The sequence below is a fragment of the Pelosinus propionicus DSM 13327 genome, assembly GCF_900114615.1.
GTDB classification, from domain to species: domain Bacteria; phylum Bacillota; class Negativicutes; order DSM-13327; family DSM-13327; genus Pelosinus; species Pelosinus propionicus.
In genome coordinates, this window is the sequence record NZ_FOTS01000012.1 from 105,721 (window position 1) to 130,087 (window position 24,367).

Below are 24,367 nucleotides of genomic sequence, written 5' to 3' on the forward strand. Positions count from 1 at the left end.
TTTATTACATAATATGCAAAAAACGGTATCTTGGTGTGTGCCATCTTTCAAAAAAACAATCGAATGTTGACAAAGAATAAGATTACATATATAATTAACAACGTTGTTAATTAAAGTTAAATATAATATGCGGAAGTAGCTCAGTGGTAGAGCATCGCCTTGCCAAGGCGAGGGTCGCGAGTTCGAATCTCGTCTTCCGCTCCATAGAAATTTTGAACTCGGCAGTTATTGCTGGGTTTTTTGCATATATCTTGTTTTTGTTATTTACTTATGGTATCATATGGGGTATGACATTCTAAAGTGTAGTGATTTATGTCTAAAGTAAGGAATTTATTTGAACTAACATAGAAAACATGTTAAAAATGGTAATACTATTTTTGGCGTTACACATAATGTCGCCAACTAATTACATAGGGAGGATACAATACGAAATGAAAGCAACAATGGAGAAAATAGACAATCATAAAGTGGTCTTTGAAATTGAAGTACCTCAAGTGGAAGTAGCAAAAGCAGTTGAAAAGGCATATCGTAAATTATCTAATAAAGTGAATATTCCGGGGTTCCGTAAAGGAAAAACACCTCGTCGCATTTTAGAAATGCATATTGGTAAAGAAGCTTTATTGGATGAAGCTTTTGAAATCATGGCTAGCCCTGCGTATGCTCAAGCTCTTGAAGATAATAAAATTGAACCAGTAAGCCGTCCTCATATTGATGTTGTTACTTTAGCTGAAGATAAAGATTTACTATTTAAAGCTACTGTAGTGGCAAAACCAGAAATTACTTTGGGACAATATAAAGGATTGAAGATTGCTGCAGCAGTAGAAGAAGTTACAGAAGAAAAAATCAGCGCAGAAGTAGAAACGATGCGTAATAGCCATGCAAAAATGGTAGTAGCAGAAGATGCGGTTATTGAAGATGGTGATTTTGCTATTATTGATTTTGAAGGGTTTGTAGATGGTGTGGCTTTCCCTGGCGGAGACGGCAAAGCTTATCCGCTGCAAATTGGATCGAACACTTTCATTCCTGGCTTTGAAGAACAAGTAATTGGTGCAAAAGCCGGTTCTGAAATTGATGTAAATGTAACCTTCCCTGCGGAGTATCACGCTGCTGATTTGGCAGGCAAAGAAGCTGTATTTAAAGTAAAAGTTCACGATGTAAAACGCAAAGAACTGCCAGCATTAGATGATGAATTTGTTAAAGATGTAAGCGATTTTAATACAGTTGAGGAATTAAAGGCTGATATTAAGAATAAATTAGAAAAGGCTGCTAGTGATAAAGCGGATCGTGATTTCCGTAATGAAGCGATTAAGCAAGCTGTGGAAAATGCCACAGTGGAGATTCCTGACGTTATGGTAGAAGACCGTATTTCAAAGATGATTGAAGACTTAGGTGCCAACTTAGAAAGTCGCGGAATGAAGCTGGATGATTATATGAAGTACATGAATACAGATATAGCGGCATTACGTCAAAATTATCATGAATCAGCTGTAGCAAATGTTAAAACTGATTTACTGCTTGAAGCTATTGTAAAAGCTGAAGCATTAGAGGTAAGTGTTGAAGAAGTTGATGCTGAAATTGCTACGATTGCTAAAGGATACGGCGCTGAAATCGAAGATGTAAAAGCGATTATCAACGGACAAGGAAAGATGTCTACTGTATTTGATTCTATATTACGTAAAAAAGCAGCTCAACTGATTATTGACAGTGTAGAAAAAGAGTAATAGAATAATAAATCAATAGAGGTGTTATGCTATGAATTTTGTACCAATAGTAGTAGAGCAATCAAGTCGCGGGGAAAGGTCCTATGATATTTTTTCCAGACTTCTAAAAGATCGAATTATATTTATTGGTGGTCCCATTGATGATAATGTGGCGAATCTTGTCATTGCCCAATTACTGTTTTTGGAATCGGAAGATCCTGAAAAGGACATTCATGTGTACATTAACAGTCCAGGTGGTGTAGTGACAGCTGGATTGGCTATCTATGATACCATGCAGTATATTAAACCAGACGTTTCTACTATTTGCCTCGGTTCAGCGGCAAGTATGGGGGCTCTTTTGCTTACTGCAGGTGCAAAAGGAAAGCGTTATGCACTTCCTTATGCCCGTATCATGATTCATCAGCCTTTGGGTGGTACTCAAGGGCAGGCTACCGATATTGAAATTCATGCTAGAGAAATATTGCGACTTAGGGAACTTCTTAACGGGATTCTTATTCAACACACTGGACAGACAAAAGATAAAATTGAGCATGATACAGAACGTGATTTCTTTATGTCTGCTGAGCAGGCTAAAGAATATGGTCTTATTGATGCTGTAGTTGTCCGTGGAGAAAAACGTCATGAAAGTCCCAAATAAAGAGGTGATATAGTATGTTAAAATTTGGGGATGACAAAGGTCAACTCAAATGTTCTTTTTGCGGTAAGTTGCAGGAACAAGTTAAAAAATTGGTAGCTGGTCCTGGTGTATACATTTGTGATGAATGTATTGAACTGTGTAATGAGATTATTGAGGAAGAACTAAGCGGAGAAATTGATATTGAGCTTCGTGATGTTCCAAAACCTAAAGAAATAAAAGATATTCTTGATCAGTATGTAATTGGTCAGGATGCTGCTAAAAAAACGATGGCTGTAGCGGTGTATAACCATTATAAACGTGTCAATTTTGGCAGTAAAATGGACGATGTAGAATTACAAAAATCCAACATTGTAATGCTTGGACCAACTGGTAGTGGTAAAACACTATTGGCGCAAACATTAGCTAAACTACTAAATGTACCTTTTGCTATTGCTGATGCTACATCACTTACAGAGGCTGGATATGTTGGAGAAGATGTAGAAAATATTTTATTAAAACTTATCCAAGCGGCTGATTATGATGTGGAGAAAGCAGAAAAAGGAATTGTCTACATTGATGAAATTGACAAAATTGCCCGTAAATCGGAGAATCCGTCAATTACGCGTGATGTATCTGGAGAAGGTGTGCAGCAGGCACTTTTAAAAATTCTTGAAGGTACAGTAGCGAGTGTTCCTCCACAAGGAGGACGTAAGCATCCTCATCAAGAGTTTATTCAAATTGATACAACCAATATTCTGTTTATTTGTGGTGGTGCATTTGATGGCATTGATAAGTTGATCAGTGCTCGCACTGGTAAGAAGAATATGGGCTTTGGTGCTGAAATAAGAAGTAAAGGTAAAAAGAACATCGGTGATTTGCTGCAGCAAATTCTACCGGAAGATCTTTTAAAGTTTGGTCTTATTCCAGAATTTGTTGGCCGTTTGCCAGTAGTGGTAACATTAGATGCTCTAGATGAACAAGCGCTGGTACGTATATTGTTAGAGCCTAAAAATGCCCTAGTAAAGCAATATCAGAAATTCTTAGAGATTGATAATGTGCAGCTTGAATTTAAAGAAGATGCATTAGATGCGATTGCTAAAGAAGCTTTGAAGCGTAATACGGGAGCACGGGGGCTTAGAGCGATCATTGAAGGTATTATGTGCAATGTGATGTACGAAGTACCGTCTCGTGCTGATGTTGCTAAATGCACTGTAACAAAAGAAGTGGTTTTAAATAAAGAAGAGCCGATATTAGTTACGGTTGACCGTAAGTCTAAGAAAAAAGAAGAGTCCGCATAAAGATAGCGAATGCAAAGGGGAGACAATGTCTCTCCTTTTTTATTTACTGTTTTTTACAGGATAAAATCAGGTTGTTTGCCTATACTAAAATTAGAATCAGAATTGTTGGGGAGGAGGTTTTTGAATCAGTGGATTATGCGATAAACATTGTCACTGTGATACAATTCTTTTTTGCAGTTGTTATCGGGTTGTATTTTTGGAATTTACTGCGATCACAGCAAGGAAACCGAGTAGCAGTTGAACGAGAATCAAAAAAAGAAATTGACAAGTTGCAGAAATTAAGATCAATCTCTTTAACGGAACCTTTATCAGAAAAAACTCGACCTACGACTTTTGCTGAAATTGTTGGGCAAGAAGATGGTTTAAAGGCATTAAGAGCAGCTTTATGCGGGCCTAATCCTCAGCATGTATTAGTGTATGGGCCGCCTGGGGTTGGTAAGACAGCAGCAGCAAGATTGATACTAGAAGAGGCCAAGCGCAACAGTCTGTCACCCTTTTCGTCTAGTGCAAAATTTATTGAAATGGATGCAACGACCGCTCGATTTGATGAACGTGGAATTGCAGATCCGTTAATTGGTACAGTTCATGATCCTATTTATCAAGGTGCAGGTCCTTTAGGGGTTGCTGGCATTCCTCAGCCAAAAGCTGGAGCGGTAACGAAAGCTCATGGCGGATTATTATTTATTGATGAAATTGGTGAGTTACATCATATCCAAATGAACAAGCTGCTAAAAGTACTAGAGGATCGCAAAGTATTTTTAGAAAGCTCCTATTACAATAGTGAGGATACCAACATTCCAAGTCACATCCATGATATTTTCCAGAATGGTTTGCCGGCTGATTTCCGGTTAGTAGGTGCAACGACACGCATGCCTCAGGATATCCCTCCAGCTATCCGCTCTCGATGTGTAGAAATATTCTTCCGTCCAATACTAGCGGAAGAAATAAGTAGAATTGTATACAATGCTGCTAAAAAACTTAATTTTCCGATTGAGGATAAAGCTGTTGAAGTAATTAAACAATACTCTACCAATGGGCGTGATGGTGTTAATATTGTACAAATCGCGGCAAGTGTTGCAATTAATGAGTGCCGAGAGTCTATCACTTGTAAGGATGTGGAATGGGTCATAAATTTTGGACATTATAGCAAACGACCAGAAAAGAAAGTTCCTGATGCTCCCCAAGTGGGATTCGTGAATGGATTGGCAGTGCATGGGGCTGATATAGGGGCAATTACAGAAATAGAGGTAACGGCTGTTTCAGGGACGGGTAAACTTACTATAACCGGAGTAGTTGATGAAGAAGAATTAGATGTACCAGGGCGTACCATACGGCGTAAAAGTATGGCAAAATGTTCTTTGGAAAATGTTATGACTGTACTTTCTAATTGTTTTAAAATGGATATACATAGCTATGATATCCATGTGAATTTCCCAGGTGGAGGTCCTGTGGATGGTCCTTCAGCAGGAGTAACAATGGCAGTTGCAATCTATTCTGCCATTAAAGGGATTCCAGTTGATAACAAAATAGCTATGACAGGAGAACTTTCTATTCGAGGATTAGTAAGACCTGTGGGTGGAGTAAGTGCCAAGATCTATGCAGCAGAATTGGCCGGAGCATCCAGGGTATTAATACCAAAAGACAACTGGCAAGAGTCCTATCAGGGGTTATCAGTCCAAGTCATTGCAATTGAATCCCTTGAGGAAGCTATCGAGCACGCTTTATTAAAAACAGTTGATAGACTTCACAAAGATGCCATAATGCCTCAGTCCGAAATTTTAGCAGCGGCAGGCATGGAAATTTAAGTTTATAAAGGTGGTTAGGATGGTTATGGATAGAATTGCTTTAATACTGGTCATTGTAGGTGCTCTTAATTGGCTGTTAGTTGGGTTATTTAAAGTGGATTTAGTAGCTGCGATTTTTGGTGGGCAGACTTCTTTCTTAAGTCGTATTATCTATGTACTAGTAGGCTTATCAGGCATCTGGTCCATCAGCTTTTTAAATAGAGGTAGAAGGTCAGCATAAGATATTGCAAGTTAGCAAGATAGCCTTCTAAATAAAGAAGGCTATCTTGCTATTAAAATTAAGATGTTGTTGCCAATAATAATCTAAAGTCATCACCATCCAGATATTCTTTTTCTAACAATAAGGTGACTGCAGCTTGTAGGGTGGCTTGGTGAGTTAAAAGAAGAGTGTAAACATAACGTTCTACTTCCTTTAAAATGCTTGTTATAGTAGCATGTAAAAGATCTTTTGCGAGATCTTCTGCGGATATGATGCCTAATGTTGACAAGCCATTATGAATAATTTCTTTTGCTAAGTCGATTGCCTGCTTAAAATCATTGGATGCGCCTGTACTACGATTGCCTAAGTTTATTTCTTCAGCGATGGCACCAGCTAGTGCTACTGCAATTTTATTTTTAATTACATCTAATGTGTATAAATACGTATCATCTAATGTTGTTTGCCTTACATAACCTAAGGCATTACTGCGAGAGGCAATGTTGATTGTCGCTACAGAACCAGGCCGTGTGATTTCGCTTACTAATGCATGTCCTGCTTCATGAATAGCAATACGTTCTTTTTCAAGTGTGTTTGGCCTTCGATCTAATTTTTCACCCATGATGACTTTATCAATTGCACTTTGAAAGTGTTCAGATGTGATGGTTACCTTTTCTTCACGCAGAGCCAGAATGGCTGCTTCATTCGTTAAGCTTTCTAAATGGGCTCCTGAAAAGCCAAAGGTATTTCTGGCAAGTGTTTCTAATGAGACGTCTGATGCTAAGGGCTTATTTTTAGTATGCAGTCTGAGGATATGCAAACGTCCTTTTTTATCAGGCAGTTCTACTTTTACGTGTCTGTCGAAACGTCCTGGGCGCAGTAAGGCCGAATCTAGAATATCTATACGATTGGTAGCGCCAATAATTAATATCTTAATGCTGTCATCAAAAGATAGTCCGTCCATTTGCACCAAAAGTTCATTTAGGGTTTGGTCATATTCTGCATTTCCTGCATTCTGCCCCCGTTTTCCTCCCAGAATATCCAGTTCATCAATGAAAAGAATTGCACTATCTTTGCGTTGCTGCTTAGCGAGAGATTTGGCAGATTGGAACAATTCACGAACACGCTGAGCACCAACTCCGACATACATTTCTACGAATTCAGAGCCGCTAGCCGAAAGAAAAACAGAATCTGTAAATTGAGCAGCTGCCTTTGCTAAAAGAGTTTTTCCGGTACCTGGCGGACCATTTAATAACACTCCTTTTATTGGGCGGATGCCTAAATGACTGAGACGAGATGAATCTTTTATAAACTCTACAGCTTCCCGCAATTCTTGCTTTGCAACTTCTTGGCCCCCAATATCATCAAATTGAATGAGGGTAGAGGCAGATCGTTTCTTCTTATTCACAGCAAAAGACCTCTTAGTACCATTAGCGTAATAAAAGTAGATTCCAGTAACAGCGAGTACAACAATAAAAAATAGTAGGATGCTGTCATATCCCTGCCAAAGCATAAAAAGGAGAAGACCTGTGGTTACACCTATACCCAACTCCGTTAAATACATCTATCTCACCTCTTTATCCTCTAATTGTCTGGGAATTACTTGGTAGAGATTCCCTGTTGCAGTGGTGAGCTGTATATATAGATAATTCGTATCTATATATACCTGTGCTTTTATATCAGCAGCAATGGCTTTTTCTTGAATACTGTTATGCATGCTGCTAAAGTTTCCTGTGGCGAGCCCTTCAAATATTTGATGATGAATAGAATAATAAAAATTCTCTAAGGAGGGAGTCTTATGGTCATGAAGGATGAGTTTATATTGCTTAGCTCCGATATTCGTCCTAATGGCGTGATTGATAGTCTCGTAAGTTGTTTGCAGATTATTGAGATTGCTAAGAGTCACATGAATTTCTAAAATGCTTTGGGATTTGTCTTGGTTGTTTAAGGTTACAGCTTCTACACCTTCAATGTCTTCTATGGCCAATATTAATGGTTTTGTCATTGTGTGCTGCTGCCAAAAATAATAGCTGCTGCTGGCAGCTGCGAAGGTGAAGAGGACACTGATGATAATAATTGACCAATTATATTTTTGCCAATTCATATATTTTTCCCCTCTCAAATCCATGCCTTGTGTTCTGATACGAGCATCTGACTTAGCTATTGGGCTAAATTAGTGAATAAAGAATATCTAGTTAACATAATATATTATACTATTGATTACAAATGGTGTAAAAGGTAAAATTCTACTATTTTATACGTTTTTTATTTTCTACAAAAAGGATTTTTGCAGAGTAAATAAGAATATTTATAAATGTTAAGGATGAAAATAATAGTAATAGGATAAGGACAATTTAAAGGAGATTAATTTTATGCTAAATAAAGTACGCACCATACCGCTACTGCCCCTTAGAGGCATCTTAGTTTTCCCATATATGATTATCCATCTTGATGTGGGGCGTGAAAAGTCAATTAGCGCATTAGAAGAAGCCATGGTAAATGACCGTTTCATTATGCTTGCTACACAAAAGGATGCGCAAAATGATGCACCAACGCCTGAGGAGATTTTTACATTTGGAACAGTAGCCGAGGTTAAGCAATTATTAAAGCTGCCTGGAGGTACGATTCGAGTACTAGTAGAAGGATTACACCGTGCTGAAATAATAAAGTATACGGATTCGGAGAACTTTTATCAAGTAGAAGTAAGGGAATTTGATGAGCCAGAAATACGTACTTTAGAAATAGAAGCCTTAACTCGTACAGCCATTGCGCATTTTGAGCAATGGGTGAAGCTGAGCAAAAAGATTCCACCGGAAACATTGGTTTCAGTTGTAGTGGTTGAAGAGCCAGGTCGTTTAACAGACCTAATCGCCAGCCATCTATCTTTGAAAATTGAAGACAAACAAGCATTACTTGATGCAGTTGATGTGAAAGAGCGTTTGGAAAAGTTATGTGAAATTCTCGGGCGTGAAATGGAGATTCTTGAACTGGAAAAGAAGATCAGCGTTCGTGTTCGTAAACAAATGGAGAAAACGCAAAAAGAATATTATTTGCGCGAACAATTAAAGGCAATCCAAAAAGAATTAGGTGAAAAAGACGATCGTGCAGCTGAGGTGGAAGAGTATAGAAATAAACTCAAAGAGCAAGAGTTTCCTAAGGAAGTTGCAGAAAAAATTAATAAAGAAATTGAACGTCTTGAAAAAATGCCGGCAATGGTAGCAGAAAGCGCTGTTATCCGTACCTATCTTGATTGCTTATTGGCATTACCTTGGACCAAAGAGACTGAAGATATGCTAGAGGTTAATAACGCTGAAAAAATATTAAATGAAGATCATTATGGTCTAGAAAAAGTAAAAGAACGCATATTAGAATATTTATCGATTCGCAAATTGACAGAAACGATGAAAGGACCAATTCTCTGCCTTGTGGGACCTCCCGGAGTAGGAAAAACGTCTCTGGCTCGTTCGATTGCTAAAGCAATGGATCGAAAATTTGTTCGAGTTTCTTTAGGTGGTGTAAGAGATGAAGCCGAAATTCGCGGTCATCGTCGTACTTATGTTGGAGCCTTGCCCGGTCGAATTATTCAAGGAATCCGTACTGCAGGTTCGAAAAATCCAGTATTTTTGCTAGATGAAATTGACAAAATGAGTGCAGATTTTAGAGGTGATCCGTCTGCTGCTTTGTTAGAAGTTTTAGATCCGGAACAAAATAATACTTTTAGTGATCATTATGTTGAAGTGCCTTATGATCTTTCCCGAGTTTTATGGGTAGTAACGGCGAATGTGATGCATACCATTCCTCGCCCTCTGCTAGATCGTATCGAAATTATTAATATTCCTGGTTATACGGAAGAAGAAAAAATTGAGATTTCAAAACGCTATTTAGTCCCTAAGCAAGTTCGAGATCATGGCTTGACGGATAAACAAATTGTTTTCTCTGACACTACCCTGCAAAAGATCATTGGTGATTATACTCGGGAATCAGGAGTACGTGGTTTAGAGCGAAATATTGCTACGTTATGCCGTAAAGTTGCGCGCCAAATTGTACAAGAAAAGCGTACGAATGTGAAAGTAACTGCTCAAAATTTGCACACATATTTAGGTGCTCCTAGATATCGTCATACGCAGGCCGAGCGTCAGCCGCAGGTAGGAGTAAGTACAGGCCTGGCTTGGACCGAAGTAGGCGGGGATGTTCTTGCTATTGAGGTTTCTGTTATGAAGGGAAAGGGAAAACTACTCCTGACAGGGCAGCTGGGCGAGGTCATGCGAGAATCAGCACAAGCAGGCTTTAGCTACATTCGTACTCGTGCTCAAGAATTGGGGATTGATGGGAATTTTCAAGAGGAAACGGATATTCATATTCACTTACCAGAAGGTGGTATCCCTAAAGATGGACCTTCAGCAGGCATTAGTATGTCTACAGCAGTCGTATCAGCGTTGACGAACAGAGCTGTACGGAGTGATGTTGCGATGACAGGAGAAATCACCTTGCGAGGGCGAGTTTTGCCTGTGGGTGGCATAAAAGAGAAAGTCTTAGCTGCTCATCGTGTTGGTATTAAGACGATCATCCTGCCAAAAGAAAATAAGCGGGATATAGATGAGATACCTGCAAATGTAAAACGGCACTTGGAGTTTATATTAGTAGAACACATGGATGAGGTGCTAAAAGCGGCATTGGTGAGCAAAAGTGAATAGTGAAGTAATAAAGAAAGATATGAATATCACCAGTGGACAATATATCGCTTCAGCTGTAAAAATTGATCAATATCCCGAAGGGGAGCTGCATGAAATTGCGTTTATAGGGCGATCTAATGTAGGTAAATCTTCCTTGATCAATTCATTATCAAGACGTAATGGATTAGCGCGTACAAGTGGCAGTCCAGGAAAAACACAAACCCTTAACTTTTATAAGCTGATGGCTAAATTAAGTGACACGGATAAGCGTGATTTTTTCCTCGTAGATTTACCTGGATATGGTTATGCCCGTACAGGTAAGTCCAATCGGCAGCAATGGGCGAAGTTTATAGAAGAATATTTATTAAAGTCTTCCAGACTGCAGCTGGTATGTCAATTAATTGATATCCGCCATGACCCAATGCAGAGTGATATTAACACCTATAAGTGGCTAATTGAAAAGGATGTACCAGTACAAGTAATTGCAACCAAAGCTGATAAACTCAATCGTATGGCTGTGAAAAAGAATGTGGAAGCAATACGTAAGGGGTTAGGAATGAAAGGTGATCATATTATTGCCTATTCTTCAGAAAAAGGTTTAGGGCGTCCAGAGTTACTTGACGTAATTGGGCAGATTCTGTTAAAATGAAATATAAATGCAAAGGGAGAATAGCATAGGCTGTTCTCCTTTTTGATGAAATAACTAACAATTCACTGCTGATTTTGAGCAAAGGAGTGGACTTGGTGCAATCCAGGTTTTTTTCTTTTAAGGCATATCGAATTGCTTTTGTGGATAAATAAACTAAAAAATGAATAGGTTTACTTATATAATATCATCAGAATGTTATCTATTGCTATACGCCGTTACACTTACCATGTTATGGCATTCTGACTGTTGCATAGGGGTATCTGGTAAAAAATAAATAAAAAGGAGTTGTTTATGCTTACTGCATTTGATAAGAGTTTATTGAATATCATTCAAACGGATTTATCTTTTGAGAAGCGTCCTTTCGCATTAGTGGCAGAAAAACTAGAAACAACGGAAACAATTGTCATTGAAAGACTAAAGTTCTTAAAAGAGCACGGATTCATCCGTCGTATTGGTCCTTTTTTTGATTCTACCAAGCTTGGTTATATTGGGACCTTAGTGGCATTAGAAGTAAAAGCGGAGTATATTTCTCAAGTTGCAGAAGTTATTAATTCTTATTATGGGGTTACCCATAACTATGAACGGGAAGCAGATTTAAATTTGTGGTTTACGCTATTGAGTCCAAACCTTTTGAAACAAGATGAAATATTAGAAACAATTCGTAATCTTGAGGGTGTCGTGCGATTGCTTAATTTACCAGCTACGCAAAAGTTTAAAGTGAGTGTACAGTTTTCTTTAACCTAGAAAATGTGAGATCGTACTTTAAAATAAGCTGGAAAAGAGGTGACTTATGTTAGACGAATTAGATAAAAAGATTATTGTGATTATGCAGGAAGACTTTCCCTTAGTGGCTAAACCATATCTGGAAATAGCAGAAAGATTAGGGATTGATGAAGATGAACTTTTAGAACGATTGAAGGGATATCGTCAATCAGGTAAGATTCGCAAAATGGGAGCTGTTCTAAGACATCGGGAAGTTGGTTATGCAGCGAATGCTTTATGTGCCTGGATTGTTCCTGAGGAGCGTATTGATGAAATTGGAAAATTACTAGCAAAAGATGCAGTAGTATCTCATTGCTATTCCAGAATATCCCAGCCTGGTTGGCCCTATAATTTTTATACAATGCTTCATGCTCATACCCGTAAGGACTGTAAGGTGCTAGCAGAAGATATCGCTAAGCGTACAGGATTGCAGGAATATGTTATGCTATTTAGCACTAAAGAATGGAAAAAAATTAGCATGCAATATTTTAAAGATTAATTATTAGTAATAAACCGTAGCAGCAGCACATGGGGTGTACATGTGCTGCTGTTATTTTTTGGATCAGAGTGATATTTTATAGTGAAAGAAGTAACTTATTGTTGTGTATCAGAAAAAAGAGGGGATTTATATATAAGTGTAGAAAAAAGTAAATATGTGAAAATTCTGCATTTTACAACAATCGCTATACAGACATTATTTGTTTAGGAGGTGCATAACTTGTAATGATTTATATAAAACTAAACAGGGAATGAGGAGGTGGTAGTAATTATTACTTGCTTAACTCATATGGAATTATTGTATCCTTCATCTGATAGTTAATAGGGTAAAAAGAAAGGGGTGTTACTGAATGAATTGGACGCAAGTATATGATCCTATGCAAAATCTTGCTCTTTCATCATTATTGGCAGCTATTCCGATTATCGTAATTTTTTATTTATTAGCTATTCGACGGTCTCCTGGACAAATTGCTGGTGCATTGGCGTTAGTTTCTGCTATATTAGTAGCCATTTTTGTTTATCAAATGCCTCCAGGGTTAGCGATTACCTCAGCTGCTATGGGAGCTTTATATGGAATATTTCCTATTTTTTGGATTGTTATTACAGCTATCTTTATTTATAACCTTACAGTAGAGACAGGACAATTTCAAATTGTCAAAGATTCTATTGCAACGATTACTGATGACCGGCGCCTGCAAGCTCTCTTAATTGCTTTTGGCTTTGGTGCTTTCTTGGAAGGAGCAGCAGGATTTGGAACACCTGTGGCGATTTCTGCTGGAATGTTGGTGGGGCTCGGCTTTAATCCTTTATATGCAGCAGGATTATGTTTGATTGCCAATACTGCTCCAGTAGCTTTTGGCGGCATTGGTATTCCTATCATTGTTGCTGGCCAAGTTACTGGCCTCGATACTATGAAAATCAGTTCTATGGTAGGAAGACAACTTCCGTTTTTATCTATTATTATTCCGATTTGGTTAGTGGTATTGATGTCGGGCTGGAAAGCTGCAAAAGAAGTTTTACCAGCATGTTTAGTGGCGGGTATATCCTTTGCCGGCATACAATGGTTTTCATCTAACTATATTGGGCCAGAACTTCCTGATATTTTATCTTCACTTGCTTGCATCATTGCCTTAACTATATTTCTAAAATATTGGAAGCCTGCCAATATCTGGAGATTTGAAAATGAACCAGCACCAACTCTTGTTGCAGATCGAGCTGCTTTGACTTTTGGAAAAGTGTTAAAAGCATGGTCTCCTTTTATTATATTAACGGTAATGGTTATCTTATGGGGCTTAAAACCTGTAGTAGCAGTTTTAGACTCTGTAACAATTAAATGGCTCGTTCCAGGGTTAGATAAACTGGTGACGCAGGTTGCTCCAATTGCAAAGCAGCCAGTGGCATTAGCTGCTCTTTACAAAATCAATTGGTTAAGTGCAGCAGGGACAGCGTTATTTATTGCTAGTATACTGACTTCTGCTGTCCTAGGAGTGGGGATCAGTCGGTTTATCTCTATCTTTATAAAAACGTTTAACCAATTATTGAAACCTTTAATTACTATTCCTTGTGTTCTAGGCTTAGCTTATGTGATGAATTACTCTGGAATGAGTTCTACTCTTGGTCTATTTCTTGCCGGTTCAGGTTCATTATTTCCATTTTTCTCGCCATTTTTAGGATGGTTAGGTGTATTTTTAACTGGGTCGGATACTTCTGCTAATGCTTTATTTGGCAACCTTCAATCTGTTACGGGACAACAGATTGGTGTTGATCCAATTTTAACTGTAGCAGGTAATTCATCAGGTGGTGTCTGCGGCAAGATGATTTCTCCGCAAAGTATTGCTGTAGCCACTGCAGCTACAGGATTAGTTGGCAAAGAGGGTGACTTGTTTAGTTTCACCGTAAAGCATTCACTAGTCTTGGCTGTAATTGTGGGTCTCATAACCTATGTCCAGGCATATTGGCTCAGTTGGATGATACCTTAATCTTTTAAAGCATAAGAAAAGATACTGGGTTGAGAGTTTTCTCCACCCAGTATTTTTATGGCAGTACTAAAGTGGATTTAATAAGAATAATTGCTATTTTATATGAGAATTTGGTATATTGTGTGAAAAGAAATCTCGAATGTTGTCATAAAATTAAAAAAAAGCAATAGACGTAAAGACGGATAATAGTGTATTATAGTAACAGACTTTGCGTGTAGGTGATTAAAATAGTGAATAAAAAATCGATGTTTGATGTTGTTAAAAGCGATTTAATGTTATTGGAAACGGAATTACTTTCTGTTATACACTCTCCCGAAAAATTAATAACGGATATTAGCAAGCATTTAGTAGAAGCTGGTGGGAAACGATTGCGTCCCGCTTTATACTTTATGTGCACCAAAGGCCGAGTAACCGATATGGAAAAAATAATGCCAATGGCAGTTGCTATTGAATTAATCCACATGGCTACTTTGGTTCATGATGATGTAATTGATAACGCAGCAACTCGTCGCGGGAAAGCAACTGCTAACTCTTGTTGGGGCAATCATTCATCGGTATTAATTGGTGATTATTTATTTGCAAAAGCTTTTTCGTTAGTAGCAAATAAGGTTAGTAATGAAATGCTTAAAGTATTGACAGATGTTATCTGCTCTATGTGTGAAGGTGAAATTAACCAAAATCGAAGTACATTTCATGCAGACCAAAAAGAAAGTGACTATTTAGGGCGCATTGAACAAAAAACTGCGAATTTTATTGCTGCTAGCTGTGAATTGGGTGGGTTAGCAGTGGGATTACCTATAGAAGAAACGAAAGCTTTACGGGAATATGGATACTCATTAGGAATGGCTTTTCAAATTACAGATGATATTTTAGATGTTACCGCATCTTCTGAACAAATTGGTAAACCTGTTGGTAATGATTTACGGCAGGGAATTGTAACATTACCTATCATTTATGCTTTGGAGCATAGTCTGCATAAGGATGAACTACATGAGATTGTCCAAACTAAAAATATGTCAGAAGAAAAAATTAAACGTGGATTGACGATCCTGCATGAAACCGATGCAATTGAGTATTCTTATAGCCGTGTTGCAGATTACTTAAAATATGCGCGTGAGGTTATACCTGCAAACATAGTAGGAGATCATCGGGAAGCATTTATTGCAGTAGCTGATTTTGTAGGTTTGCGTAATTATTAAATTTTGTAGTATTTATTATGAAGGATTTTGTGATCAGTGCGGAAGACTTGGTGAGAGCCAAGTCTTTTCTTTTAAGATAATTTTAGGTATAATAAGTAAGTAAGTAAGTTCTACTTTGAAAGGGGTTATGTATCGATGTTTAGTTTCAGCATGCCTGAATTAGTATTAATTTTAGTAATCGCGCTTGTGGTTTTTGGTCCTGGAAAACTTCCGGAAGTTGGTAAAGCGCTTGGGAGAGGGATTCAGGAATTTAAGAAAGCTACAACTGGAGAGATAAAACAAGAAGAGAGTAAGACAGAAGAAAAGAAGTGAGGAATACCCAATGTCTGATATAATAAATATGGATAAGGATGATGATCAGCCGGACAATGCTGCTATTGATGATGGAATGTCTTTAGTAGAACATCTGCAAGAATTGCGGCGTAGGCTGATTATTATCATTATAGCTGTGGCTGCGGGGAGTCTGATTAGTTATTTTTATGCTGCCGAGTTAGTACAATATATTACGGCTCCTGCTGGTAAATTGTATTACATGAGTCCGGCAGAAGCCTTTTTTACATATATAAGAGTATCTGTTTTTGCTGGTTTCTTACTAGCATTGCCAATTGTACTGTACCAAGTTTGGGCATTTGTTGTGCCAGCGCTAACGAAGAAGGAGCATATGGCTTCTATTATTTTAGTGCCTTCCTCGGTGCTGTTATTTTTTATAGGAATTACTTTTTCTTATTTGCTTGTATTGCCAGCTGGAATTAAGTTTTTTATGGGATTTGCTACAGACAATCTACAACCATTGCTATCCTTAGGTGAGTATTTATCGTTTGTCATTTCTTTTTTACTTCCTTTTGGCTTTATCTTTGAGTTGCCGTTGTTTATCATCGTCATGGCTAAATTTGGTCTCATAAGTTCGAGTTTTTTAACTGGCAAGCGTAAACATGTTTTGGTATTATCATTTGTGGTAGGTGCTGTTATTTCACCTACTCCAGATGTTTTTTCTCAGACGATGGTAGCTGTGCCCGTAATTGTATTATATGAACTTAGTATTTTGATTGTAAAATATCTTTTAAAGAAATAATATTCATGAAAAGCCAATGAAAGGAAGTTGTATATGGCATATACTGATTTACGTGAATTCATTCATGCTCTAGAAGAGCGAGGTTGGCTAAAGCGCATTCAAGAAGAAGTAGATTGTGATCTTGAGATTACAGAGATCACAGACAGGGTATCAAAAATGTCTGGTGAGAAAAATGTAGCGTTACTTTTTGAAAATGTAAAAGGATACAATATGCCTGTACTTATGAATGCTTTTGGGAGTATGGAGCGTATGGCGTTGGCTTTAGGCGTAGATAAGCTTGATGATATTGCAGCAGAAGTTAAAGAAATATTCAAACTACCTTATATTTCTGTGCAGAATAAATTAGATTTACTGAAGATTATTCCTACCGCTAAGCGTGCGATAAACTTTCCTAAGTATGTAAAGAGCGGGCCATGTAAAGAAGTCATTATTAAAGATCAGCCTTCGTTAGATAAATTTCCTATCTTAAAATGTTGGCCGGGTGATGCTGGAAACTTTATTACATTACCTTTAGTATTTACTAAAAATCCTTTGAATGGCAAGCGAAATGTGGGAATGTATCGTTTGCAAGTCTATGATGGACAAACGACAGGTATGCATTGGCATATTCATAAGAATGGGGCAGAAAATTATCGGGCTCATCAGGCATTAGGTAAAGATCGTATTGAGGTGGCTGTAGCTATTGGTACTGATCCGACTCTTACCTATGCAGCTACGGCTCCTTTGCCGAAAGATATTGATGAAATGGTATTTGCAGGATTTCTGCGTAAAAAATCTGTAGAAATGATTAAATGTGAAACGGTAGATGTTGAAGTACCAGCACATTCGGAAATTGTCCTAGAAGGATATGTGATGATTGATGAATTGAGAAGGGAAGGACCTTTTGGTGACCATACGGGTTATTATTCCCTTGCTGATGATTATCCTGTGTTTCATATTACTTGTATTACTCATCGTAAAGATCCTATTTACCCAGCTACCATCGTAGGCAAACCGCCAATGGAAGATTGTTTCTTAGCAAAGGCTACAGAACGTATTTTCTTGCCTGTATTGCAAATGAATCTGCCGGAAATCATCGATTTAAATCTGCCTTTAGAGGGCGTTTTTCATAATTGTGCCGTAGTTTCGATAAAGAAAACCTATCCCCAGCAAGCCAAAAAAGTAATGCATGCGATATGGGGTATGGGGCAAATGATGTTTACTAAAATGGTTATTGTCGTGGATGAACATGTCAATGTGCAGGATATGAATGAAGTATGGTGGCGCGTGTATAATAACATTGATGCTCGCCGTGATATTGTAATGGTGGATGGACCACTGGATGTACTGGATCATTCCTCACCGATGCCAAACTGGGGAACAAAAGTGGGGATTGATGCCACAAAAGCTTGGGCTGCGGAAGGCTATACCCGAGAATGGCCGGATGAAATTGAAATGTCAGCTGAAATTAAAGAAATGGTTGACAAGAAATGGAAGGGATTAGGCCTTGAGTAAAATTAAAGCACATCTTGATAATATTGTATTATCGCATACTGTATTTGCCTTACCTTTTTCCTATATTGGTGCTATATTAGCATCTGGCGGTATGCCTACAGGCAGAGAATTCTTCTGGATTACTTTGGCTATGGTGGGCGCACGCAGTGCAGCTATGGCATTAAATAATTGTATTGATCTAAAGTATGACAAATTACAGCCAAGGTTTGCAAACCGCCCCATGGTAACCGGGGCGGTTAAGCCTTGGGAGGCAATACTTTTAACATTAGCCAGTTTGGGACTATTTGTTTGGGCTGCAGCTAATTTGCATCCGTTATGCTTACAATTGGCTCCCTTGGCAATACTCCCTCTAGTCATTTATCCTTATATGAAACGATTTTCCTGGACTTGTCATTTAGTTTTGGGACTGGCGTTATCTATTGCACCCATTGGCTCTTGGGTAGCGATACGGGGTGATCTTACTATGCCTATCATTCTGCTTGGGTTAGCTGTTGGGGTATGGATTGCTAGTTTTGATGCGATTTATGGCTGTCAAGATGTTGCTTTCGATAAAAAAAATGGGCTGCATTCTATGCCAGTGCACTTTGGCATACCAAGAACATTGCTTATATGTAAAGTGATGCATATGCTTAGTATTATAGGCTTTTTCTTAGTAGGACAACTTATGAATATGCATGGAATCTATTATGCAGGTGTAATACTTGCTGGATTTGTATTAATTTATCAGCATTCTATTGTCACCCCTACTGATTTTCGCTTAGTGACTCAAGCTTATTTTATGCGTAATGGATTAGTAAGTATTGCCTTATTAGTATTTACTGTAATTAGTATTCTGGCATAAAGAAGATCGGATTAAGGCAGAAATAATTCTTCTGCACCAGAAAGATAAACAGCACGGGGGGATGTCATATGACAGCAACATTATTAGAAGGTAAAGTTTTTGCAGCAGAAATAAAAAAGAACGTGCAAGAGGAAGTTAAGAAACTGAAAAGGTCACAAGGAATTACGCCTGGATTGGCAGTAATCATTGTTGGTGAGAATGCTGCTTCAAAAGTATACGTAGCTAATAAACATAAGGCTTGTGAAGAATTAGGCATTTATTCAGAAGTGATACGTATGCCGGCAAGTGTAACTAAGCAAGAATTATTAGCGCAGATTGATATCTTGAATAATAGTACTGCCATTCACGGGATCCTATTACAATTACCATTGCCTGATGATTTAAAACATGATGAAACAGAGCTTTTAAAAGCAATTCACCCTGATAAAGATGTGGATGGATTTCATCCTGTAAATGTTGGAAAATTAGCAATTGGTGAAGAACATCTTGTACCGTGCACACCTGCTGGCTGTATCAAAATCTTGGAGCTTGCCAATATAGAAATTGCGGGTAAACATGCAGTTATCATTGGGCGGAGTAATATTGTTGGTAAACCTATGGCAAATTTATTATTATCCCGTCATGCTACCGTAACCATCTGCCATTCTCGGACTGCCAATTTATCCAGCATCACTTCTCAAGCGGATATCTTAATCGTCGCAATTGGAAAAGCTCATTTTGTGACTAAAGATATGGTAAAACCAGGTGCCGTAGTAATTGATGTGGGGATCAATCGTCTTGCAGATAAAAAATTAGTGGGTGACGTTAACTTTGACGATATAAAAGAAGTGGCAGGAGCCATTACCCCTGTGCCAGGAGGCGTTGGTCTTTTGACCATTGCGATGCTCCTTAGTAATACGGTAACAGCTGCTCAGTTGCAGTGTAATAAAGATAGGTAGATCATTATTCGGTAGTGTTATAGCCAAATGATGCTTGAACGAAGCGACTGTATCAAGTAATCAATTTGGCTGTAATTATATAAGGAGGTATATAAAATGAAAAGTGATGTTGAAATTGCGCAAGAGGCGCATATGATACATATTGAAGAAGTGGCCAGTCAGCTTGGTATTACTCAAGATGACCTTGAACTTTATGGGAAATATAAAGGGAAGGTAGCATTACAAACTTGGGAAAAGATCAAAACTCGCCCTGATGGAAAGTTAGTACTGGTTACCGCCATTAATCCTACAGCAGCGGGAGAAGGAAAAACAACGACTACTGTCGGTCTTGGCGATGCGTTACATCAAATTGGAAAAAAAGTGGCTATAGCCTTGCGGGAGCCATCTTTAGGACCCTGTTTTGGCATGAAAGGTGGTGCTGCTGGTGGCGGATATGCGCAAGTAGTACCGATGGAAGATATTAATTTGCATTTTACTGGAGATTTTCATGCAATTACAACGGCTCATAATTTATTAGCCGCTATGATTGACAATCATATTCATCAAGGAAATGAACTCGGTTTAGATCCTAGGCGTATTACCTGGCGCCGTGTAATGGATTTGAATGAACGTTCACTACGCTCGATTATTTGCGGACTAGGCGGAAAAATAAATGGTATACCTCGGGAAAGCGGTTTTGATATTACAGTTGCTTCTGAAATGATGGCTATTTTATGTTTAGCCAGCGATTTAGACGATATGAAGGCTCGTATTGGCAAAATTATTATTGGCTATACCTACGAAAATGAACCAATTACTGCTGAAGCACTAAATGTTACTGGAGCTTTGACCTTATTGTTTAAAGATGCAATAAAACCTAATCTAGTGCAGACATTAGAACATACTCCAGCTTTTGTCCATGGTGGACCTTTTGCTAATATTGCTCATGGCTGCAATAGTATAATGGCGACTAAATTTGCATTAAAATTGGCTGACATTTGTGTTACAGAAGCTGGTTTTGGTGCCGACTTGGGTGCTGAGAAATTTTTAGATATTAAGTGTCGGTTTGCGGGGATTAAACCGGATGCAGTGGTAATTGTTGCTACTGTTCGTGCTCTAAAAATGCATGGTGGTGTACCTAAAACAGAGTTAGTGGGAGAAAATATGCCAGCTTTAGAAAAAGGCTTGGCGAATTTGACAAAACATATTGAAAATATGCAGAAATTTGGTTTGCCTGCAATCGTTGCTATTAATGCATTTCCTGCAGATACTCCTCAAGAACTTGAATTTGTAAGACAAAAATGCATGGAGTTGGGCGCTGAGGTTGCATTATCAGAAGTTTGGGCTAAAGGCGGTCAAGGTGGTATAGAACTGGCCCAAAAAGTTCTTGCAGCTTGTGAACAGCCCGGCAATTTCAATTATTTATATGATGTGAATGCATCGATTAAGGATAAGATTGCAACTATTGCCAGGGAAATATATGGGGCTGAAGGGGTCAGCTACACTCCACAAGCAGAGAAAACAATTAGAGAACTTACAGCTTTAGGTTTTGATAAGACACCCATATGCATGGCAAAGACTCAATACTCTTTGAGTGACGATATGAATCAATTAGGACGGCCTACTGGTTTTACCATCACTGTGCGTGAGATTCGAGTAGCAGCAGGAGCGGGATTCCTAGTAGCTCTGACAGGTGAAGTGATGACCATGCCAGGACTGCCCAAACGTCCAGCGGCAGAAAAAATGGATATTGATAATGCAGGAAAAATTGTTGGCTTGTTTTAAGACAAACAAGAAAAAGACAGTTTTCATTATAAATAATGAATCATAATTGATTAAGTATTGACTTATCATGAGAAAACGATAAAATTAAAGACATTGTTACCAATAAAATTTGGACTATTATTTGCATTGCGATTCGAGAAGATTCTGGAAGGGTAAAATCGGTAAGGGCTTTACTTTTCCTTAATTAAGGAGGTTTCTTGTGTATAAAATTCTTGTGAAACAGCAGCTGGCGCCAAGTGTTCAACTTTTTGAGGTGGAGGCGCCTCTTATTGCAAAAAAAGCAAAACCAGGACAATTTGTTATTTTGCGTGTAAATGACCATGGGGAACGTATCCCTCTAACGATTGCCGATTTCAATCGGGAAAAGGGCAGTGTTACTCTTATTTTCCAAGAAGTAGGCGCTTCTACTCTTGAGTTAGGCCGCTTACAGCAAGGAGAATTCTTATTAGATTTAGTTGGCCCATTGGGTAAGCCTACTCATATTGAAAAGTTTGGTACTGTGGTCTGCGTAGGCGGCGGTATTGGCATAGCACCGGTATATCCTATTGCTCGAGGTTTAAAAGAAGCAGGTAATGAAGTGATTTCCATTATTGGTGCTCGTTCTGAAGAGATTTTAATTTATGAAGAAGAAATGGCGGCAGTCAGTGATCAATTGATTATTACAACAGATGATGGATCAAAAGGGATTAAAGCTTTGGTTACCCAGCCACTAAAAGAGTTATTAGACTCCGATAAAACAATCAGTCTAGTCGTAGCGATTGGTCCTGTTATTATGATGAAATTTGTTGCAGAAACAACTAGGCCTTATGGTGTACCTACAGTTGTCAGCTTGAACCCTATCATGGTGGATGGGACTGGCATGTGCGGAGGCTGTAGAGTTTCTGTTGGTCAGGAGAATAAATTTGCTTGTGTTGACGGTCCGGAATTTGATGCCCATAAAGTTGACTTTGAAAGTTTAATGGCCCGTCAGCGTATGTATAAACCTCATGAAAAACAGCATAGTGAGCATATTGCTGGTAAAAGAGAGGAGGGCTGTAAATGTCACTCTCACTAAATAAAAATCCAATGCCAGAGCAAGAACCTAAAATACGGGCAAAGAATTTTTCCGAGGTAAGCCTTGGCTATACGGAAGAATTGGCAAAAGCAGAAGCAGCTCGCTGCCTGCAATGCAAAACAGCACCCTGCCGTAAGGGGTGTCCCGTACAAATCGATATTCCTGCATTTATCAAAGAGATAAAAGAAGGGAATATGGACGAAGCCATTGCAAAAATAAAAGAAGTGAACAGCCTTCCAGCAGTTTGCGGCAGGGTATGTCCTCAAGAAGAGCAGTGTGAAAAATACTGTGTCTTGGCTAAAAGAGGGGAAGCAGTAGGTATTGGTCGTTTAGAACGTTATGTGGCTGATACTGCGCGAAATAAAGGGGAAGAGATCATTGCAATTGATTATGCCCCAGATGCACAAAAAGTAGCTGTCATCGGTTCTGGACCAGCAGGCCTGGCAGTAGCAGGCGATTTAGCGAAAAAGGGGTACAAAGTTACGATTTTCGAAGCCTTGCATTTGCCAGGTGGTGTCTTAATGTATGGTATTCCCGAATTTCGTTTGCCCAAGGATGAAGTAGTTCAAGTAGAAATTAATAATTTACGCAAGCTTGGCGTGGAAATTGTTGTAAACGCTGTAATTGGCAGTACTTTTACCGTTGATGAGCTCATGGAAGAAGAAGGGTTTGACGCTGTTTTTATTGGTACAGGAGCAGGACTTCCTTACTTTATGGGAGTTCCAGGAGAAAATCTCAATGGTGTCTATTCGGCAAATGAATTTTTGACTCGCTGCAATTTGATGAAAGCCTATCGTTTCCCAGAATGTGGTACACCCATTCATGTAGGAAAAAAAGTAGCGGTTGTCGGTGGTGGGAACGTAGCCATGGATGGAGCAAGAACTGCTCTGCGCTTGGGAGCAGATCGCTCTTATATTGTGTATCGTCGTTCGGAGGCAGAGTTGCCAGCAAGATTAGAAGAGATTCATCATGCAAAGGAAGAAGGTATTGATTTTCAATTCCTTACCGCTCCTACCGCTGTAATCGGCAATAAGGAAGGGTGGGTTACAGGTCTTCAATGTGTACGAATGGAGCTGGGAGAACCCGATGCTTCTGGTCGTCGCCGACCCATTGAAATTCCAAATTCTGAATTCGTATTAGAGGTTGACACTGTCATTATTGCTATTGGCCAAGGGCCTAATCCTTTAGTGCAATCTACCACAAAAGGATTAGAGACAAATAAAAAGGGTAATATAGCTGCTCATGAAGAAACGGGAGTTACCAGTAAGCCAGGAGTATTTGCTGGTGGTGATATTGTAACTGGAGCGGCTACTGTCATACTAGCCATGGGAGCAGGCAAAAAAGCAGCAGCAGCGATTGATAGTTATTTGCAAGAAAAGAAAGCAAAACAATAAAATGCATTGCTTAGAGAAATCTTCCTCGGAACTAGTGATATAGGTTAATTTCATTTTATGCAGAATCCATCATAAGAAAAGCCTTCGCATACTAGACCGCTCCCGTGGAAATAGACAGGCAGGAAACGCCCTGTCGTAGGATAGCTTAGAATTACACGGCCATGCTCCTGATTTGAAAGGGAGTATGGCCATTTTTTGTCTTGATGCGTTCGAAGTTGTAGAAGTGGATGTATTGGTCAATAAGATGACGTGCTTGGTGAATGGTCTGAATTTTTTGGCGGTAGATACACTCGGTTTTTAGAATGCCGAAGAAGTTTTCGGCAGGGGCATTATCCAGAGGTGTAGCCGCTCTTGACATGGACGGCAGAATGCCGTACTGTTTGGTTAGGTTCAAATAGCCGTGCGAGGTATATT

The 24,367-nt window shown here is 38.8% G+C and carries 22 protein-coding genes and 1 tRNA gene; 20 read left to right on the forward strand and 3 right to left on the reverse strand.

Annotated elements, in window-relative coordinates:
* The first annotated feature begins 129 nt into the window (after positions 1 to 129).
* From BMZ99_RS08450 to BMZ99_RS08475, 6 genes are all read left to right on the forward strand, one after another.
* Positions 130 to 204: transfer RNA gene (locus BMZ99_RS08450), tRNA-Gly, on the forward strand.
* Between the two features lie 227 nt (positions 205 to 431).
* Positions 432 to 1,721: a trigger factor gene (gene tig, locus BMZ99_RS08455; protein WP_090935279.1), complete on the forward strand. Its 1,290-nt coding sequence runs from the start codon at positions 432 to 434 to the stop codon at positions 1,719 to 1,721.
* A gap of 31 nt (positions 1,722 to 1,752) precedes the next feature.
* The gene (clpP, locus tag BMZ99_RS08460; RefSeq protein ID WP_007930604.1) at positions 1,753 to 2,358 is read left to right on the forward strand and encodes an ATP-dependent Clp endopeptidase proteolytic subunit ClpP; all 606 of its coding nucleotides are present in this window, start codon (positions 1,753 to 1,755) and stop codon (positions 2,356 to 2,358) included.
* Positions 2,359 to 2,372: 14 nt separating this feature from the next.
* Positions 2,373 to 3,635: an ATP-dependent Clp protease ATP-binding subunit ClpX gene (gene clpX, locus BMZ99_RS08465; RefSeq protein ID WP_090935283.1), complete on the forward strand. Its 1,263-nt coding sequence runs from the start codon at positions 2,373 to 2,375 to the stop codon at positions 3,633 to 3,635.
* Positions 3,636 to 3,763: 128 nt separating this feature from the next.
* On the forward strand, positions 3,764 to 5,440 hold the full coding sequence (gene lonB / locus BMZ99_RS08470; RefSeq protein ID WP_090935286.1) for an ATP-dependent protease LonB: 1,677 nt from the start codon (positions 3,764 to 3,766) through the stop codon (positions 5,438 to 5,440).
* 25 nt (positions 5,441 to 5,465) lie between these two features.
* Complete coding sequence (locus BMZ99_RS08475; protein ID WP_090935344.1) at positions 5,466 to 5,660, forward strand: DUF378 domain-containing protein; 195 nt, start codon at positions 5,466 to 5,468, stop codon at positions 5,658 to 5,660.
* A gap of 58 nt (positions 5,661 to 5,718) precedes the next feature.
* On the opposite strand, the gene BMZ99_RS08480 is transcribed toward BMZ99_RS08475, so the two are convergent.
* Positions 5,719 to 7,200, reverse strand: a complete 1,482-nt coding sequence (locus tag BMZ99_RS08480) for an AAA family ATPase (protein WP_090935288.1) — start codon at positions 7,198 to 7,200, stop codon at positions 5,719 to 5,721.
* Positions 7,201 to 7,740, reverse strand: a complete 540-nt coding sequence (locus BMZ99_RS08485; RefSeq protein WP_090935291.1) for a hypothetical protein — start codon at positions 7,738 to 7,740, stop codon at positions 7,201 to 7,203.
* A 268-nt stretch (positions 7,741 to 8,008) separates the two neighbouring features.
* Between BMZ99_RS08485 and lon the strand changes: the two genes are divergently transcribed.
* The 14 genes from lon to gltA all read left to right on the forward strand — a co-directional run bounded on the left by lon (position 8,009) and on the right by gltA (position 23,953).
* A complete protein-coding gene (gene lon / locus BMZ99_RS08490) occupies positions 8,009 to 10,330 on the forward strand; it encodes an endopeptidase La (protein WP_090935294.1) in 2,322 nt (773 codons plus the stop codon).
* A complete protein-coding gene (gene yihA / locus BMZ99_RS08495) occupies positions 10,323 to 10,958 on the forward strand; it encodes a ribosome biogenesis GTP-binding protein YihA/YsxC (protein ID WP_090935297.1) in 636 nt (211 codons plus the stop codon). The genes lon and yihA overlap by 8 nt, the downstream gene beginning before the upstream one ends.
* A 291-nt stretch (positions 10,959 to 11,249) precedes the next feature.
* Complete coding sequence (gene ahbA / locus BMZ99_RS08500) at positions 11,250 to 11,702, forward strand: siroheme decarboxylase subunit alpha (RefSeq protein ID WP_090935299.1); 453 nt, start codon at positions 11,250 to 11,252, stop codon at positions 11,700 to 11,702.
* A gap of 46 nt (positions 11,703 to 11,748) precedes the next feature.
* Complete coding sequence (gene ahbB, locus BMZ99_RS08505) at positions 11,749 to 12,219, forward strand: siroheme decarboxylase subunit beta (RefSeq protein ID WP_090935301.1); 471 nt, start codon at positions 11,749 to 11,751, stop codon at positions 12,217 to 12,219.
* A 349-nt stretch (positions 12,220 to 12,568) separates the two neighbouring features.
* Complete coding sequence (locus BMZ99_RS08510) at positions 12,569 to 14,197, forward strand: L-lactate permease (RefSeq protein WP_090935304.1); 1,629 nt, start codon at positions 12,569 to 12,571, stop codon at positions 14,195 to 14,197.
* 245 nt (positions 14,198 to 14,442) lie between these two features.
* The gene (locus tag BMZ99_RS08515) at positions 14,443 to 15,396 is read left to right on the forward strand and encodes a polyprenyl synthetase family protein (protein ID WP_090935347.1); all 954 of its coding nucleotides are present in this window, start codon (positions 14,443 to 14,445) and stop codon (positions 15,394 to 15,396) included.
* Between the two features lie 135 nt (positions 15,397 to 15,531).
* Positions 15,532 to 15,708 (forward strand): twin-arginine translocase TatA/TatE family subunit, encoded by a 177-nt coding sequence (locus tag BMZ99_RS08520; protein ID WP_090935307.1) that lies wholly within the window; start codon positions 15,532 to 15,534, stop codon positions 15,706 to 15,708.
* A gap of 10 nt (positions 15,709 to 15,718) precedes the next feature.
* Positions 15,719 to 16,468, forward strand: coding sequence for a twin-arginine translocase subunit TatC (gene tatC, locus BMZ99_RS08525; RefSeq protein ID WP_090935310.1), 750 nt, complete (start codon positions 15,719 to 15,721; stop codon positions 16,466 to 16,468).
* 33 nt (positions 16,469 to 16,501) lie between these two features.
* Positions 16,502 to 17,962: a menaquinone biosynthesis decarboxylase gene (locus BMZ99_RS08530; RefSeq protein WP_090935314.1), complete on the forward strand. Its 1,461-nt coding sequence runs from the start codon at positions 16,502 to 16,504 to the stop codon at positions 17,960 to 17,962.
* Positions 17,955 to 18,803 carry a UbiA-like polyprenyltransferase gene (locus BMZ99_RS08535; protein ID WP_090935317.1) on the forward strand — a complete coding sequence of 283 codons (849 nt, stop codon included), beginning with the start codon at positions 17,955 to 17,957 and terminating at the stop codon, positions 18,801 to 18,803. The genes BMZ99_RS08530 and BMZ99_RS08535 overlap by 8 nt, the downstream gene beginning before the upstream one ends.
* Positions 18,804 to 18,871: 68 nt before the next feature.
* Complete coding sequence (gene folD, locus BMZ99_RS08540; RefSeq protein WP_090935321.1) at positions 18,872 to 19,741, forward strand: bifunctional methylenetetrahydrofolate dehydrogenase/methenyltetrahydrofolate cyclohydrolase FolD; 870 nt, start codon at positions 18,872 to 18,874, stop codon at positions 19,739 to 19,741.
* Between the two features lie 96 nt (positions 19,742 to 19,837).
* Entirely contained in the window at positions 19,838 to 21,505 is a 1,668-nt protein-coding gene (locus tag BMZ99_RS08545; RefSeq protein ID WP_090935324.1) for a formate--tetrahydrofolate ligase, read from the forward strand.
* Positions 21,506 to 21,704: 199 nt separating this feature from the next.
* Positions 21,705 to 22,559, forward strand: a complete 855-nt coding sequence (locus BMZ99_RS08550; RefSeq protein ID WP_090935327.1) for a sulfide/dihydroorotate dehydrogenase-like FAD/NAD-binding protein — start codon at positions 21,705 to 21,707, stop codon at positions 22,557 to 22,559.
* Positions 22,544 to 23,953 (forward strand): NADPH-dependent glutamate synthase, encoded by a 1,410-nt coding sequence (gltA, locus tag BMZ99_RS08555; RefSeq protein WP_090935329.1) that lies wholly within the window; start codon positions 22,544 to 22,546, stop codon positions 23,951 to 23,953. Before BMZ99_RS08550 ends, gltA begins: the two co-directional genes overlap by 16 nt.
* 151 nt (positions 23,954 to 24,104) lie before the next feature.
* On the opposite strand, the gene BMZ99_RS08560 is transcribed toward gltA, so the two are convergent.
* On the reverse strand, positions 24,105 to 24,367 hold a 263-nt coding region (locus BMZ99_RS08560; protein WP_139214751.1), incomplete at its 5' end, for an IS3 family transposase.